General features: G+C 56.9%; 12 protein-coding genes. 10 read left to right on the top strand and 2 right to left on the bottom strand.

Annotated features, from left to right (window positions below; translation table 11 throughout):
* Window positions 1-14 precede the first annotated feature (14 nt).
* From DXXMK7_RS18755 to DXXMK7_RS18745, 3 genes are read left to right on the top strand one after another with little or no spacing between them, the layout of a single operon-like run.
* Window positions 15-695 carry a serine-tRNA(Ala) deacylase AlaX gene (locus DXXMK7_RS18755; RefSeq protein ID WP_038920364.1) on the top strand — a complete coding sequence of 227 codons (681 nt, stop codon included), beginning with the start codon at window positions 15-17 and terminating at the stop codon, window positions 693-695.
* Window positions 688-1,608, top strand: a complete 921-nt coding sequence (locus tag DXXMK7_RS18750; protein WP_038920363.1) for a DMT family transporter — start codon at window positions 688-690, stop codon at window positions 1,606-1,608. Before DXXMK7_RS18755 ends, DXXMK7_RS18750 begins: the two co-directional genes overlap by 8 nt.
* On the top strand, window positions 1,601-2,329 hold the full coding sequence (locus tag DXXMK7_RS18745) for a thioesterase II family protein (RefSeq protein ID WP_038920362.1): 729 nt from the start codon (window positions 1,601-1,603) through the stop codon (window positions 2,327-2,329). The genes DXXMK7_RS18750 and DXXMK7_RS18745 overlap by 8 nt, the downstream gene beginning before the upstream one ends.
* A gap of 39 nt (window positions 2,330-2,368) precedes the next feature.
* Here DXXMK7_RS18745 and DXXMK7_RS18740 read toward each other — a convergent pair whose 3' ends face one another.
* Entirely contained in the window at window positions 2,369-2,941 is a 573-nt protein-coding gene (locus DXXMK7_RS18740; RefSeq protein ID WP_038921140.1) for a helix-turn-helix domain-containing protein, read from the bottom strand.
* 153 nt (window positions 2,942-3,094) lie between these two features.
* On the opposite strand from DXXMK7_RS18740, the gene DXXMK7_RS18735 reads away from it, so the two are divergent.
* The gene (locus DXXMK7_RS18735) at window positions 3,095-3,703 is read left to right on the top strand and encodes a LysE family translocator (protein ID WP_038920361.1); all 609 of its coding nucleotides are present in this window, start codon (window positions 3,095-3,097) and stop codon (window positions 3,701-3,703) included.
* Window positions 3,704-3,802: 99 nt separating this feature from the next.
* Here DXXMK7_RS18735 and DXXMK7_RS22860 read toward each other — a convergent pair whose 3' ends face one another.
* Window positions 3,803-3,961: a hypothetical protein gene (locus DXXMK7_RS22860; RefSeq protein ID WP_157987361.1), complete on the bottom strand. Its 159-nt coding sequence runs from the start codon at window positions 3,959-3,961 to the stop codon at window positions 3,803-3,805.
* Between DXXMK7_RS22860 and DXXMK7_RS18730 the strand changes: the two genes are divergently transcribed.
* From DXXMK7_RS18730 to DXXMK7_RS18705, 6 genes are all read left to right on the top strand, one after another.
* Window positions 3,962-5,104, top strand: a complete 1,143-nt coding sequence (locus DXXMK7_RS18730) for a thioredoxin family protein (RefSeq protein ID WP_049842642.1) — start codon at window positions 3,962-3,964, stop codon at window positions 5,102-5,104. It begins immediately after the preceding gene.
* A gap of 428 nt (window positions 5,105-5,532) precedes the next feature.
* Window positions 5,533-6,339, top strand: coding sequence for an efflux RND transporter periplasmic adaptor subunit (locus tag DXXMK7_RS18725; protein ID WP_038920360.1), 807 nt, complete (start codon window positions 5,533-5,535; stop codon window positions 6,337-6,339).
* Window positions 6,336-7,655, top strand: coding sequence for an efflux RND transporter periplasmic adaptor subunit (locus tag DXXMK7_RS18720; protein ID WP_038920359.1), 1,320 nt, complete (start codon window positions 6,336-6,338; stop codon window positions 7,653-7,655). The genes DXXMK7_RS18725 and DXXMK7_RS18720 overlap by 4 nt, the downstream gene beginning before the upstream one ends.
* On the top strand, window positions 7,652-9,760 hold the full coding sequence (locus DXXMK7_RS18715) for a biotin/lipoyl-binding protein (RefSeq protein ID WP_038920358.1): 2,109 nt from the start codon (window positions 7,652-7,654) through the stop codon (window positions 9,758-9,760). Before DXXMK7_RS18720 ends, DXXMK7_RS18715 begins: the two co-directional genes overlap by 4 nt.
* 362 nt (window positions 9,761-10,122) lie before the next feature.
* Window positions 10,123-11,010, top strand: a complete 888-nt coding sequence (locus DXXMK7_RS21440; protein ID WP_049842641.1) for a phage tail protein — start codon at window positions 10,123-10,125, stop codon at window positions 11,008-11,010.
* A 107-nt stretch (window positions 11,011-11,117) separates the two neighbouring features.
* Window positions 11,118-15,758: DUF4347 domain-containing protein (locus DXXMK7_RS18705; RefSeq protein WP_038920357.1), on the top strand; the 4,641-nt coding region annotated here is incomplete at its 3' end.

Here is a 15,758-nt window from a genome sequence, read left to right as displayed (position 1 = left end):
AAAGGAGCCCCCAAATGATTCAAATTCAACGCTATCTGGATGATACCTACTGCTTTTCTGCAACAAGCGAGGTCATTGCCGCCGGCACTGATGAGTTTGGAACATGGCTAGCCCTGAAGGAGAACATTTTTCACCCGCAGGGCGGGGGGCAGCCCGCAGATACGGGGTGGGTCAATGACATCCCCGTTAGCGTCCGCAAAGATGCGTCCGGTCTGGTGGTCGTTTATCCGCAATCTCCACTCAAGTCCGCTGAGTCGGACCTGTTGGAGTCCAGGTTATCCGCGTCCGAACGTATGCGAAATGCTGCGTTGCATACCGCCGGGCATTTGCTGAACTGGGAAATGCGTCGGTATGGATGGATGGCGACTGCCGGGCACCATTTCCCCGGGGAGTCTCGCGTCGTTTTTTCCCCTATGGGTTCCAGCGCGGTACTGGTTGATCGCTTGCCGCTTGAGGATATCGAAGCCGGCATCTGCTCACGTCTGAGGGATGGCGGCGAGGTCAAGATATGGCTGGAGGGGGATACCCGCTACTCTCTGATTCACGATACCGAAGCGATGCCTTGTGGCGGAACGCACGTGGATAACCTCAGTAAGATCGCCGATTTCTCAATCAAATCGGCTAAATTCAAGAAAAACCAGCTGCGTATCAGTTATGACGCCAGCCATACCGCCCCGAGGAATGACAATGTCTAATGAGACGACCCTGCAACTTTCACGCTCACGACTGTATCTGGTGGATTTGGGATTACTGGCGGTCGCCCTGTCATGGGGCGCAAGTTACTCATTGATGCAGATGATCATTCATGCGGGGGTGGCTGTTCCTTTGTTCCTGATGCTGCGCTTTGCCCTGGCTGTTCCTTTTATGTTCATTGGCACTCGCATCCGCTTGCGCGATTTTACACGTGGCGAAGTCGTTAATGGTGTGATTTTCGGTGCCTTGCTCTACGCCATTTTGACGCTCGAAACGCTTGGCGTGAAGCATACTACCGCTGCCAATGCGGGTTTTCTGATTGCACTGTCGGTGGTTCTGGTTCCTTTTTATGAACGGGTGCTGGGCAAGCGCAGACAGAGCAAGCTCATCTATTTTACCTGTTTCCTGTCATTGGCTGGCGGCGGGTTGATAAGCTTTTCCAATGGTGGGCAAGTCGGCTTCAACCTCGGTGACTGGCTTGTGCTGCTGGCGGCATTAATTCGCGGACTCCAGATATTCATGTTTGGCAGGCAGACGACCGGCAAACCCTATTCGCTGATCAATATCACGCTGGTCGAACTGCTGACCGTCGCCGTGCTTGGCTTGTCGTTTGTCTATGTTTCCGATCCGGAGTCTATGCGTACTATCCCCAGCATTTCCCTTGATATCTGGGGCTATATTCTCTTTCTGAGCCTGCTGGCGACGGCATTTGCATTCCTGATGCAACTCTATGCGGCGAAGCTCACCAGTCCGACTCGGGTTGGGCTCATTTTGTCGCTGGAGCCCGCTTTTGCCGCATTTTTTGCTGTCTCCATTATGGGCGAGGTGATTGGGGTCTGGCAGGGCATCGGTGGAGCCGTCATCGTTTTTGCTGCGTTGGTAGGGCGTGTGCTTGAGGGTAAACGCTATGAATGAGCCCCAGCATCACATGGTTCTGTTTCATCATGCCGGCGGTAACGCCTCGGCTATGAACGCGATTGCCCGGCGTTTTTCGCCACAGTTCGACACCATGCTGATGGAAATGCCGGGGCGCGGCCGGCGCCGTCAGGAAGAACTGATGCGTGACGCCGGGCGTATCGTGGATGACTTTGCCTCGCGCATTCCCCCTCAGGGCCGGCTCATCCTGGTTGGACACAGCCTGGGCGCCTATATGGCCTATTTGCTGGCCGGCTACTGCCGGAGCAGAACGCCGGATCGGGATATCGTACTGGTGGCGATGTCTAACGACCCTATCCATTGCCGCAGGCGCTTTCCGTGGCAGGAGCTTAACCCGGAGTCGCAGCAAGCGATATGGCATTTTGCGACCCAACTCGGGGAACTTCCTGACTGGTTGACGCAAGACGACGTGTTACGTCAGCAGTTTATTCAGGTGCTGGCTGCCGATTTGGACGTTGCCAATTCTATTCAGCCCGAAAGCACTTGTCCGCTGGAGGATGTGCCGTTGTTAGTGATCTATGGAGAGGACGACCCGTATCTTCCCTTTGCTCCTTCTCGCTGGTGTGAATGTACCAGCGGTATTTATCGTATGGAGAGTGTGCCGGGAGGGCATTTTATTCAATCGGAGCAGGAGCAAGACATTTACGACATCATTCTTCGTTTTATTGCAGACGTCGATATGAAAGGAAAGGATAGCTGAAGGATATATGTCAATTGGGGGCGGCGGCGCCCCGTTTGACTAAACCTGAATAGCGTTAGACATGACCACGGTCGCACTGACCGCACTATCTGTGCATATATAAGAGTGAGTGATATTTCCGGAAAAACAGTAAAAATCGCCCGCTTTAAGCACGATGCTTTCGTCATCGGCAAGCTTGAGCATTAATGAGCCTGAATGCACCAGAATATGCTCGTGTGTTCCAGATGCATGTGGCGGGCTATTGATAATGACGCCGGGGTTCATTTGCAAATGCCATATTTCAGCGATATTGCCCAGCCCAATACGGAATTTCATCTTTTGGGCGTATTCCCCTTGCATTGGAATACCTTTTTCCATGTAAGGATAAGCGCTGGTATTAACAGCGAGCAGATCGCTTAGAGGAACTCGCAGGGCGCTGGCAATCGCATCCAACGTATCGACTCGTGGGTTCGAGTGACCAGACTCTAGCTTGGACAACGCGGCTTTTGACACGCCTGATAACCTGGAAAGATCATTAAGAGAAATATTTCTGGTCATTCTTAATTGTTTGATTTTGTTTCCAATATTAATGGATGTTGTTTCTGCTTTATCGTGATGTTGGGACGTGTTCATCAACAAACCAAATGAGTTATCAGACAAGGCGCCCAGTCTAGCAGATCCAGATAGAAAGGTGATTGTTTTGTTTAGGAGCGGACTATATCGGTATACCGAACCCGGAACGATACCCAGACCAAACACTGTTGGCTTAATTGAGGTAATATCAACATGATTCATGAAAATGAATACATAAAAGTTATATTCTATATCGCATTATTTCTGAGCATTCCGGGGCCGACCAACACTTTGCTTCTTTGTTCTGGTTATACCCACGGTTTTATTAAAAGCATAAAACTGATTTTATCAGAATGGCTCGGATATCTATTGGCAGTCTCTGCATGGGGGCTGTTGTTTACTTATTTGGCACAACATGGAAATCTGGTGCTGAGCGTCATTAAATTGTTCTCGGCCTGTTATGTCGTCTATTTGGCGATAAAAGTGTGGCGGTTTTCGCTTCATCAAATTAGCGGCGATATCACTTTCGGCACGGTCTTTATCACGACCTTACTCAACCCCAAGGCCTTTTTATTCGCCGATTCCATCATTCCTCCGTCGGCTTTCATATATCAAGACAGTTATATTCAAGCGATGTTCGCTCTGCTGTTGGCATTGCTTCCCATTTCTTTTATATGGACCTACGCCGGCACGCTGATTAGTCTCAACGACGCTTCAAGTCAGCGCAGGCTAAAGCCAACGCTGTTTTATCGCGGCGCTTCGCTCGTCATCTCTCTTTTCGCTGCATCGATGTTTTATAAATCGGCGTCAACGATGTTTTAGTGCAAGGATCGCAGCAGCCCATTATTGCGCTGTTGTCGATCGCCACGACAAATTCATAATCGGGTCTTTGCCTCTCATCGGGTTTAACAAAAGCATTAATCAACAATGCAGCACCGACAACCCCATGGCGGCCATAGCGGTAATATCGGCCTGCAAATCAGCGGACTGTTCCGGATACGTGATGCCGATAGCGGGCGGCAATCGGTGATTCAAGCCCAAAACACGCTCGACCTGATTGACGGCACTGATGGCGGTCATATGGGTCTGACCCAGCGTGTCTTTAACCAGAATTCTTTGTGTACCGGTATTTTCCTCTATTTCCACGATGAATTCGTGCGAGGCGCCCGGCCCCGGTTTATTCCCACGTTGCTGCTGTTTAAGCATGGGAAGCTGGCCTCGCGGCAAATGGGCGCCCTGACGCTATCGGAGCTTAAGCAATGGCTACAGTCTGAGGGCATCGTTCTGGAAAACCTGCCGGCCGCATCGCTTCGAACCGACGCGCCCTGGCCTGCGTTTTACGGTGACCCGCCATTACACGCCTTTCTGGCGCAGCGGCTGAGACAGCATGCCGCCGCAGGGGCGGTGGTGCGCGCTTCCACTCCGTATTGGGTGGACGATCGCGGGACGATTTCCGCCACGCTGGCGCACCATGAATCCATGACGGTGTTTGAGCGTGTGACCGGACTGCCGACCGCTTTCGCCGTGATTCTGGAGTCGGCGCCGTTCCTGACGCCGGAACAGGCCGAGGCACTGTTTGAGGTGTTGACGCCGGACAAGGACATCTGGGCGGTGCCGCTGCAATGGGTGCGCTTTTTGTTGAGCGATGCCTGCCAGCCCTGGTCTGACTGGCTGCGGGCGCCGCAGTTGGATGCCTTGCGTAAACAGTGGCTGGCGCTGACCGACCGCTATTTATCGGGACAGGCGGTGTCGGAACGCGACTGGGAGCCTTTCCGGCAATATACCTCCGCCTGGAAAGCCGAACAGGACGTGACGCAAGAGCTTGAGAATGCGCTGGTCGATATCCTCGCCGCGTTGTCGCCTGCCCCTGTCGCGGCTTCGGAAACATGGCAAACGCTACGGGATCCCATCAATGTCATTTTGTGGCAAATCGCGCAAATTGACGCGGGCTGGACGCCGGCGGAACGGGCCATGCCGGCAAAACGCGACCTCTGGTTCAAAGCGCAGGAAGACTTGATGTCTGATCAGGCGCCGACTAACGAGAAGTTCAACGCATGGCAGACGAAATGGCAGGAGGAAAACGCTGATTTCGACGCCAAAGAGGAGGCGTTTTATCAAACGGTTGATGCCCGGCTTGCCGTGCTGGAACAACCGCTGCAAGCACACTTGTTGACGCTGTTACGCCAGTCGCCGCGTTTTTTGCCGCCAGAAGATCTCGACTGATTTTTCTCATCTCACGCGTTTTACTCTTGGGGAATGCGGCCTCTCATTGCTGAGAGGACCGCATAAAAGAGGAGGCGGCCTGATTGCTTTATCACTAATTTTTTTACACGCTAACGTGTGTGAGCGCCGTGGAGCGATACCTTCATTAGTCGGTGACTGGGGTGAGCGAGGGCAGCCAACGCAGCGGTAACTTGAAGTATGATGGATATATGCCGTGATACCCGCGTCATAAACGTGTGACGGAAATAATCGACAGAACCGCGACCGATGGCGTTCAATGTGCCCTCGGTCGTTTTGTTTGCCCTGATGACTGATTTGATTCGCGTCTGATGGACGGACGGCGGATATATTTCTGTGGCTCAGCGATTCAGAGCCGATAACCTGTTAATAATTAAATTTATGCTACAACGAGATTAAGGCAGGCTGGTGTGAATAATTTCAGCAAATTCATGTTTTGTGATGCGTTGAAGGTGTTGGTTTTCTGTACTGCGGGATTCAGTGGAGCGAGCCAGGCCAGCGCTCCCGAACTTTCCCCGCTTCCCACTAGCGCGGGTCAGCCGCTTGCTACGGCAGACAATCAGGCGCGTGGGATGCTGGTGGCGGTGGATCAGGCGACGATTTCCAGCGATCTGGCCGGGCGCATTGTGGAAATGCCGTTCAGGGAAGGGGAGTCATTCAAAAAAGGCGACCTGCTGGCGCGTTTTGACTGTGCCATCTATCAGGCGCAGTTGGCGGCGTCTCAGGCGGCGATGCGCGCGGCGGAAGCGGAACTGAGCCAGAACCAGCAACTGGCGCAACTGAAGTCGGTGGGAAAGCATGCGGTATCCTTGTCCGCCGCGCGTCTGGCGCAATCGCAGGCGGAAAGCCAGGTTTACCAGATTCAGGTTAATCGTTGCCGTATTCTGGCGCCGTTCGACGGTCAGGTGGTTAAGCGGCGCGCTCAGGCTTATGAAAGCGTCGCGCCGGGCGCGCCGGTGCTGGATATCGTCAACAACCGCCATCTGGAGATTAATCTGCTGGTGCCGTCCCGCTGGTTGTCGATGTTGAAACCCGGGCTGACCTTTACGTTTACGCCCGATGAAACCGGCACGCCGCTGCAGGCCAGCGTATCCAGACTGGGGGCGCGTATTGATGAAAGCAGCCAGACTCTCAGCCTGACCGGCGTCATCGAAACCAAAGACACTGCGTTGATGGCAGGAATGAGTGGTACCGCACATTTTCCGGAGAAACCGTGAGCAATACGCCCCCTGTTTCCGGCGAACGTATCTTCGCCCGCTTTCTGGACATCGAACGTCAGGCGCGCTCGGCGAACACGACCGAAGCGCTGGCTTATTGCATCGTTAACGACAGCCAGACGCTGTTTGGGTTTCGCCACGCCGCGCTGGTGATCAACGGCACGGTGCGGGCGGTGACTGGCGTGACTCAGCCGGCGCCGCATGCGCCCTTTGTCGCGTTTATCGAGCGAGCCGGCGCGCAGTTGCAGAACGCTCAGCAGCATGAGCAGTGTGCGGTGGTAACCGCAGCGTCGCTGGATCAACAAAGCCGTAATGACTGGCTGGCGTTGTCGGCGCCCGAAGTGCTGTGGGCGCCGCTGCAAGACCGTCAGGGACGCACATTTGGCGGCATCTGGTATGCCCGCGAGCAGCCCTGGCAGAGCGCCGAGCAATTGCTGGCGGAACAACTGGCTCATGCGTTTAGTCATGCCTGGCTGGCGCTGGAGCCGCAACCGGTCTGGCGGCGCACCCGCTGGCGGTGGAAACTGGCTATTCCCTGCCTGCTGCTCGTCGGGTGCCTGTTCATCCCGGTGCGTCAGTCAGTGCTTGCTCCGGCTGAGGTGATTCCGTTCAACGGGCGAGTAGTCGCCGCGCCGCTGGATGGCGTGATTCAGGCGTTTGCCGTTCAACCAAACCAGAGCGTGCGCAAGGGCGACCTGCTGGTGCGCTTTGACGATACCACCCTGAAAGCGCAGGCGGATGTTGCCGAACGGGCGTTGAATGTGGCGGAAGCGGAGTACCGCGCCAATTCGCAACGCGCTTTTCAGGACGCCGATTCCAAGGCGAAGCTGGATTTTCTGGCCGCACAGGTGGCGCAAAAGCGCGCCGAGCGTGATTACGCCAATGCCTTGTTGAGTCGCGCTGAAATTCGAGCAGAACGCGACGGCATCGCGGTGTTTGCCGAGGCCGAACGCTGGACCGGTAAACCGGTCCGTACCGGTGAACGATTGATGGAATTAGCCGATCCGGCATCGGTATCGCTGCGCATCGAACTGGATGTCGGCGATGCCATTCGACTGGAGCCGGATGCGCCGATCACCCTGTTTCTCGATAGCGATCCGGTGACGCCGCATGGCGCCCTGCTGGATCGCGTCGCTTACGAGTCGGAACAGACCCCGGCGGGCAACCTGGCTTACCGGCTGGATGCGCGTTTCACCGGCGAGCCGCCGCGCATCGGGCTACGCGGCACCGCTAAAGTTTCCGGCGAATATGTGCCGCTGGCGGTGTATCTGTTCCGGCGGCCGCTCGCCGTGTTGCGTCAATCGGTCGGTCTATGAGTGGTTTTCTGCCCGAACTGAGAACCGACCTGCAACTGGTGGAGTCCGCCACCGGTCTGGACGGCGCGCCGCAGTGGGTGCTGGCCGACCCGGTCACCGGGCGCTACTTTAAACTGGCGCCGTCGGCGATCCGTCTGTTGCGGCACTGGTCGCTGCGCCATCCCAAATGGGTGCTGGACGCCGCCAACCGCGAGCCCGGTTTGCCCTTGCAGGATAAAGAACTGGAACAACTGCTGCGGTTTCTGCGTAACCACGATCTGATTGCCGCCAGCGACCCGCTGCAACGGCAAGGCTATGCCATCAAGGCTGCGGCATTGCGGATCAGTCTGTGGAAAACCCTGCTGCATCAGTATCTGTTTTTCCGGATTCCATTATGGCGTCCGGACCCGGTGCTCAGCCGTTGCTGGCCCTGGCTGCAACGTTACGGCCGGCCGTTTCTGCGGATCGCGTTACCGCTAATACTGCTGCTGGGGGGATTTTTAGTCAGCCGGGACTGGGTCCGTTATATCCACTCTTTTCCCCATCTGTTCAGCCTGCAAGGGGCGGCCGCCTTCGGTGTGGCGCTGGTCGGCGCCAAATTCATCCATGAGCTGGGGCATGCTTTTATGGCTAAACGCGCCGGTTGCCGGGTGCAAAACATGGGGGTGGCTTTTATCGTGCTGTTCCCGTTGTTTTATACCGATGTCAGCGACGCCTGGAAGCTCCGGGACCGCCACGCCCGGCTACTGATCAGCGCGGGCGGTATTCTGGCGGAGCTGATGCTGGCATGCGTCGCCCTGCTGGCGTGGTCGCTGCTGCCTGACGGACCGATACGCACCGCTGCTTTCATGCTTTCCAGCGTAACCTGGATAACCACGCTGGCGGTTAACCTCAACCCGTTGATGCGTTTTGACGGGTACTTTCTGCTGAGCGACTTTTGGCGGGTGGAAAACCTGCAGGAGCGCGCGTATGCCCTGTGTCGCTGGCGGCTGCGCGAAGCGCTGTTTGGCTACGGCCGCCCGGCGCCGCAAACCTGGTCGCCCGCGATGCAACGCAAACTGCTGATCTGGGGATACGCCTCGTGGATATGGCGTTTCTTTCTGTTTTTCGGCATTGCGCTGGTGGTGTATCACTTTTTTATCAAGGTGGTCGGCATCGTCCTGATGCTGGTGGAAATTGGTTGGTTTATCGCGCTTCCAGTGGTTAAGGAAGCGCATATCTGGTGGTCCATGCGTAAAACTGCTCATCCTGTCAGCCTGTGGCGTTCGGGGTTGATTTTGGCGGCTGTGCTGCTGTTTCTGCTGTTCCCCTGGCGCGGCAGCGTCCGTATTCCGGCGGTATTGGAGGCTGAAAGCGTCAGCGTGCTTTACGCGCCCATTGCCGCACAGGTTAAAGCCTTGCATGTAACGGACGGCCAGCAGGTGAAAGCCGGCGAGGTGTTGCTGGAACTGACGTCGTCCGATCTGGATTATCGCATCAACATTGAACGCCAACAGATTGCGGTGTTGCAGCAAAAACGGCAGCGGGGCGCCGGGCGTCAGGAAACCGCCAGCGAAACCCAGGTGCTTGACAGGCAACTGGCCGAATCGTTGGCTCGTTATCGGGGACTGGATGCGCAGCGTCAGCGGTTGTCGATCACGGCGCCGCAGGCAGGGAAAATCAGAGATGTGGCGCGGGATATGACCGCAGGCCGCTGGCTGACCACCGACATGCCTTTGTTACGCGTCGTCGAGCAAGGGAGCGGAAAAGTACAAGGGTATTTGCCCGAAGACACGCTGAAACGGGCTCAGGTGGGCATGACCGGTGATTTTATCGCGGATGACCCGGCTTATCCCCGCATTGCGGTGCAGTTGAAAGACATCGCGCCAACTGGCGTGGCCTGGCTACAGCAAGAGATGCTGGCGTCCGATCGCCACGGCCCTATCGCCGTGCGCCGGGATCGGGACCATAACCCCCAACCGGTGCAGGCGCAGTATGGCGTCCGTTTTACGGTGCAGGACGGGCGGTTTTCGCCGCCGCAACAGCCGCTACGGGGCAGCGTCATTCTTGAAGGAGAAAAAGAATCCATCCTCGGTGCGGTATGGCGTCGGGTGGCGGCGCTGGGGATCCGGGAAAGCGGTTTCTGATGCGAATACGCCGGGAGGCTTCAGGGGATGTTCGTCATATTGGCTGTGGCCGTAAGGCGTTTGTCATCGTTGTAAGGTGAGGATTCGCTGTGATATGGCTCCGAACGGGTGCGGCCACACTATCTTATTCTAATTAAAACAAAAAAAATTGTTTTTTCTATTTATTTCATTTGAATGAAAAATGTAAAGTAGTGTTGTTTTTTTGTAGGGGATTTTTCTCTGGCTGAGCTATATTCCAGAGTAGTCATACAGATTTTACAGCGTCACCGTAGTCTTGTTATTTGATTTTCAATCCAAATTATAATGCTGGCTATTAATAACGTTAATTTATTAAACCAACTATTCCTCCAGGAGGGATGTGTATGAGGCATATTCAGCGTTTATTTGTAAAATCAGCCATCACTACTGCTATTGCCGTGAGCGCTTTGCTGCCCCAAAGTGCGGCAGCTTGTAATGACGAAGCCTACACCGGCACCGTGTGTTCTTTTGCCATGTCTTTTTGCCCGCGCGGCTGGCTTCCGGCCAACGGTCAGACTGTCCCTATCAATAGCTATCAGGCGTTGTACTCCCTGCTGGGATTCCAGTTCGGCGGCAACGGCTCAACCACCTTCGGGATACCTGATTTGCGTGGACGCTCGGCAGTCGGAACGGGTACCGGGCTCGGGTTACAGACCGTCACCCTCGGGCAGAAAATCGGTAATCCGGCGGTGAATGTTACCGTGCCTTTACCCGCGCATAACCACATCGCGGCCTTTACCGCAACCACCTCTACGACCACGGTAACGGTGCCGGAAAAAACCGGTACCGGGCTAACGGTAAGCGGCCAGACCATCACCAATACGCACAGCCTGACGGCAGCGACTTCCGGCCTGCTGAAGATTGCCGGGGGGGCGACTGTCGCCGGTAGCGCGCCGCTACCCACCAATGGCGCGATACTGGCCAAACCCGCATTGGGGGCGCCTAATATTTATAATCCTACGGCGGCTGCCGATACTACTATCGGGCCTAGCCAGACGCTTACCGGCCCGGTGAGCGGCACCATTACCTCGTCTATTAGCGGCGGTACGGTAACGGGTACGCCAACGATTCCGTCGTTCCCGATAACGATACCGACAGTTACTGGCGGAACAGTGGCGGTAAGCGTAACAGGGGTAGCGCAGCCGGTGGTTAACGTGGCGACCCAGTCGCCTTCGCAAGGGCTGACTGTTTGCATTATGGCCAATGGACTGTATCCACCGCGTCCTGATTGATGACTAACAGGATGGTTCGCGGGGCAATTATCTGAAAAAACAGACCAGTTCGGCATAACGCGGGCTGGTCTGTGTTGTAAATAAATCACATCCTGAAAGGTATCCTTATGTTGTGGCGTCATTGGCTGGGTAAAAAAAGTCGTCAGGTTTCACAGGGCGCTGAGTTCAACGCGGAATCGCCTCTGGGGGTCATGCTGGAAGCGCGAATGCTGTTTGATGGCGCGGTGGCTGCCACTGTTGAACAGACTGCCGCCACTCAAAATACGGCTACGCAAACCGCGACAACCGATACCGCGTCGCATGCCGACAGCAGTCAATCTGACCAAAAAGCGACTGAGGCGACCAGCCACAATACCGATACCCAGGATTCGACGACTTCGGCAGACAGCAGCGTTGCGGTTGCTGGCAGCGCCACGCATAAAGAAGTGGTGTTTATTGACACCTCGGTGGCGGATTACCAGCAGTTGGCCAGCGGTGTGAAAGACGGGGTTGAGGTGGTGCTGCTGGATGCCGGCAAGGATGGATTAAGCCAGATAGCGCAATGGGCGCAAACGCATACCGGTTATGAAGCCATCCATATCATCAGCAATGGTGGCGAAGGCAGCCTGACGCTGGGGAGCGTCACGTTGACCGACAGTATGCTTGCCAGCAGACGCGCCGACCTGACGACCATCGGCCAGGCGTTGAGCGACTCCGGCGATATTCTGCTTTATGGCTGTAATGTGGCGGAAGGAACCAATGGGCAGGCTTTCATCAGCGATCTGGCCGCACTAACCGGGGCCGATGTGGCGGCGTCTACCGATCTGACCGGGTCGGCGACGTTGAACGGCGACTGGGTGTTGGAAGCGCAAGTAGGCGAGATAAACACCGACATCGCGCTAACGGCGGCTACGCAGAGCGAATATACCCGCGTGCTGGATACCTTTACTTTTGAAGCCGGTTCCAGCGGCGGTAGCGGTAATAACCAGACCTGGCAGGAAGGGACGCACACCCTGCATTTCGATTTTGTCGGTAACGTGCTGGCTGGGTTAAACAGCGATGGCAATACCATGATATACGACGTGCAAACGGATGGTTCCAGCTCGTCAAATTCGCTGACTTTCACCATCAGCATTCCCGGCTATATTTTTGACTTGTCTTCACTGGATATGTTGAATGCCGATGGCGTCGGGAACATGAACTACACGGTTTCATCCAGTAAATCGACCAGTGGGGACAATAAGAGCGGGGTACTGACATTTCCCGGGGCGGTGTCTTATACCACGGTCAGCGGCTTTAACAGCAATTTTGTCGGCGTGTCCTCAATTACCATTACTACCTCGGGTACCAACGAGTACTACCTGGATAACCTGGTGTTAAACAATATTCGGGCCGCGTCTTCGGTAGATGCGACATCGACCGTGACTGCCGGGCCGGCCAGCGAAGCGACGACATTCTCCACCACCGCCACCTCTGCGGCCAGCGCCGCCTCGCTGCTGGACTTCACCATTACCGACCCCGGTACGTCGGATGGTTCGGCCACTACCGTCAGCGCTTTTTACGCCAATGTCAGCGGGACGGCGACGTCATCGGAGCTGAGCCAGATGCGGTTTCTGCTCAGCGGCCCGGATGCCACCAACGTAGTTGGTACGTACGACAGCAGCACCGGCAGAATCACGTTTTCCGGGCTCAGCCTGTCGATTGCCAATAGCAGCAGCGAAACTTACACCATCAAGGCGTATTACAACGACAACACCGGCAGTAACGACATTACGGATCACCACACGGTGGTGCTGTCGGTGAATGCCAGCAGCTTCACTACCGGGTCAGGCAGTTCCACCTTTGCCAGCAGCCAGGCCAATGTGACCAACGGCAGCGGCGCCAGCATTGATGTGGCGGCAACCAAACTGATTTACAGCCAGTCGCCGTCCACCGCGGTGGTCAGCGGCATTAACTTTACCACCCAGCCTGTCGTGATCGCCGTTGACGATCGCGGCAATATCGATACTGATTTCAGCGGCACCGTCACGCTGAGCGAAAATGGCAGCGGCTCGCTGACCGGCACCACGTCGGTGGCGGCATCAAGCGGTATCGCTACCTTCAGCGGCGTGAAATACACCTCGGCCAGCGACGCCGACGCCAACTTTGTGCTTACCGCCGCATCTGGCAGCCTGGTCAGCGCCGCCTCGGCGTCAATTGATCCGGATGTGGTCGCAACAAGGCTGGTTTTTTCCACCCAGCCGGTGCCCGTCACCATTCAGAATGGGCAAAGCACCAGTTTCAGCACGGTGCCGGTCGTGCAGGCGGTAGATGCCAATGGCATGGTGGATCAGGATTACACCACCAATATCGTGCTCTCGGTGACCGATCCTAACGACGGCACCGTTGACGGCACCGTCAACAGCCTGTCGGTCACCTCCGGCGATCAGGACGCCAGCGGCACGACGGTGACGCTGACGCCCTCCGGTGGTATTGCCACCTACACCGGCCTCATTATCCAGTACACCAACAGCGGCAGCACCAATACGCTGGCGCTGCGGGCTACCTCGGGCGGCCTGACGGCGAGCAACAGCTCGTCGATAACCTCGACCTCCAATACCGCGCCGGTATTCAGCAACCTGAACGGCGGAGCCACCTATACCGAAAATGGCAGCGCGGTGGTGATAGACAGCGATGTCACGGTCGCTGACACCGAGCTGGATGCGCTTAACACCGGACTTGGCAACTATAACGGCGCGTCGATTACCATCGCCCGCAACGGCGGAGCCAGCAGTAATGATATCTTCGGCAACAGCGGCTTGCTGGGGGGGCTGACGCAAGGACAAAACTTCACGTACAACGGCACGACGGTGGGCAGCGTCACCACCAATTCGAACGGTACGCTGGCGCTGACGTTCAACATCAACGCGACCTCGGTCATCGTCGATGCCGTGCTGCAATCCCTGACCTATGCCAACAGTTCCGACAATCCGCCGACCAGCGTAACCCTGAACTGGACCTTCAATGACGGTTCGCTAAACAGCGCCGGCAGCAATCAGGCGGTGCTCACTATTACGCCGGTCAACGATGCGCCGACTTTATCCAGCGGCGCCACGGTGACGCTGACCACCACGACGGAAGACGTCACCTCGTCGTCCACGGCGGTGTCGTCGTTGTTGAGTGCTACAGGTTACGCGGATGTGGACAGCGGCGCCGTCAGCGGTATCGCGCTGACGGCGCTGACCGGCAACGGGACGTGGCAATACTCGACGGACAGCGGGAGCAACTGGTTCAGCGTCGGCACGGTATCCAGCTCATCGGCGCTGCTGCTCAGTTCGACGGCGCAGATCCGCTATATGCCGGACAGCGCCAATGGCGAAACCGCCACCTTCAGTTTCAGAGCCTGGGATCAAACCAGCGGTACGGCGACAGTAGGTGCCAGCAAGGGGCTGGCGGATACCTCGACTACCGGCGGCAGCAGCGCGTTTTCTAGCAACAGCGCGCAGGCGTCACTGGCCGTGAGCAACGTCAACGATGCGCCGACTTTATCCAGCGGCGCCACGGTTACGCTGACCACCACGACGGAAGACGCCGCTTCGTCGTCCACGACGGTATCGTCGCTGCTGAGCTCTGCAGGTTACGCGGATGTGGACAGCGGCGCCGTCAGCGGTATCGCGCTGACGGCGCTGACCGGCAACGGGGCGTGGCAATATTCGACGGACAGCGGGAGCAACTGGTTCAGCGTCGGCACGGTATCCAGCTCGTCGGCGCTGCTGCTCAGTTCGACGGCGCAGATCCGCTATATGCCGGACAGCGCCAATGGCGAAACCGCCACCTTCAGTTTCAGAGCCTGGGATCAAACCAGCGGCACGGCGACGGCGGGCGCGAGCAAGGGGCTGGCGAATACCTCGACTACCGGCGGCAGCAGCGCGTTCTCCGCCAACAGCGCGCAGGCGTCACTGGCAGTGAGCAACGTCAACGATGCGCCGACCTTATCCAGCGGCGTGACCGTTGCACTGACGCCGACGACCGAAGACGTGACATCTGCCGCGACCACTGTGTCGTCGTTGCTCGGCAATGCCGGCTATGGCGACGTAGACAGCGGAGCCTCCAGCGGTATCGCCATTACCTCGACGGTGGGGAATGGCGGCTGGCAATACTCCACCGACAGCGGAGCCAACTGGTTTAATGTCGGTACGGTATCGGGGTCATCGGCCCTGCTGCTTGGATCGACGGCGCAGATTCGCTATATGCCGGACCGCGCCAACGGCGAAACCGCAACGTTGGGTTTCAGAGCGTGGGATCAAACCAGCGGCACGGCGACGGCGGGTGCCAGCAAGGGCCTGGCGGATACCTCGACCTCCGGCGGCAGCAGCGCGTTCTCTACCAATAGTGCGCAGGCGTCGCTGGCGGTGACCAGCGTGAATGATGCGCCGACTGTCGGCAGCACTGTCAGTGGTCAAAGCGCGACGAAAGATACGGTGTTCAGTTTCACGGTGCCAGCCGGTACGTTTATTGACGTCGACAGCAGCGACACGCTGACGTTGAGCGCGACGCTGGCAGATGGTTCGCCGCTGCCGGTCTGGCTGGCTTTCAACCCGTCGACGCGCACCTTCTCGGGCACGCCGGGCAACAGCGATGTGGGCAACCTGACCATCCGGATAACCGCGACCGACAGCAGCAATGCCTCGGTCAGCACCACCTTCGGGTTAACGGTTAACAACAGTAATCTTCCGCCGGTCGTTTCCCTACCCGTGGCCGACCAGACCATCGCGCAAAACGGCAGCTTC

Origin of the sequence: Dickeya sp. MK7 (assembly GCF_000406305.1) — a bacterium.
Taxonomy (GTDB): domain Bacteria; phylum Pseudomonadota; class Gammaproteobacteria; order Enterobacterales; family Enterobacteriaceae; genus Dickeya; species Dickeya fangzhongdai.
This window is presented reverse-complemented; position numbering and strand designations above follow the sequence as displayed.

Bases quoted from the DNA above. Each gene is read 5' to 3' on its own strand.
- DXXMK7_RS18755 (WP_038920364.1), top strand. From the start codon at position 15: ATGATTCAAATTCAACGCTATCTGGATGATACCTACTGCTTTTCTGCA.
- DXXMK7_RS18750 (WP_038920363.1), top strand. From the start codon at position 688: ATGTCTAATGAGACGACCCTGCAACTTTCACGCTCACGACTGTATCTG.
- DXXMK7_RS18745 (WP_038920362.1), top strand. From the start codon at position 1,601: ATGAATGAGCCCCAGCATCACATGGTTCTGTTTCATCATGCCGGCGGT.
- DXXMK7_RS18740 (WP_038921140.1), bottom strand. From the start codon at position 2,941: ATGAACACGTCCCAACATCACGATAAAGCAGAAACAACATCCATTAAT.
- DXXMK7_RS18735 (WP_038920361.1), top strand. From the start codon at position 3,095: ATGATTCATGAAAATGAATACATAAAAGTTATATTCTATATCGCATTA.
- DXXMK7_RS22860 (WP_157987361.1), bottom strand. From the start codon at position 3,961: ATGACCGCCATCAGTGCCGTCAATCAGGTCGAGCGTGTTTTGGGCTTG.
- DXXMK7_RS18730 (WP_049842642.1), top strand. From the start codon at position 3,962: ATGGGTCTGACCCAGCGTGTCTTTAACCAGAATTCTTTGTGTACCGGT.
- DXXMK7_RS18715 (WP_038920358.1), top strand. From the start codon at position 7,652: ATGAGTGGTTTTCTGCCCGAACTGAGAACCGACCTGCAACTGGTGGAG.
- DXXMK7_RS21440 (WP_049842641.1), top strand. From the start codon at position 10,123: ATGAGGCATATTCAGCGTTTATTTGTAAAATCAGCCATCACTACTGCT.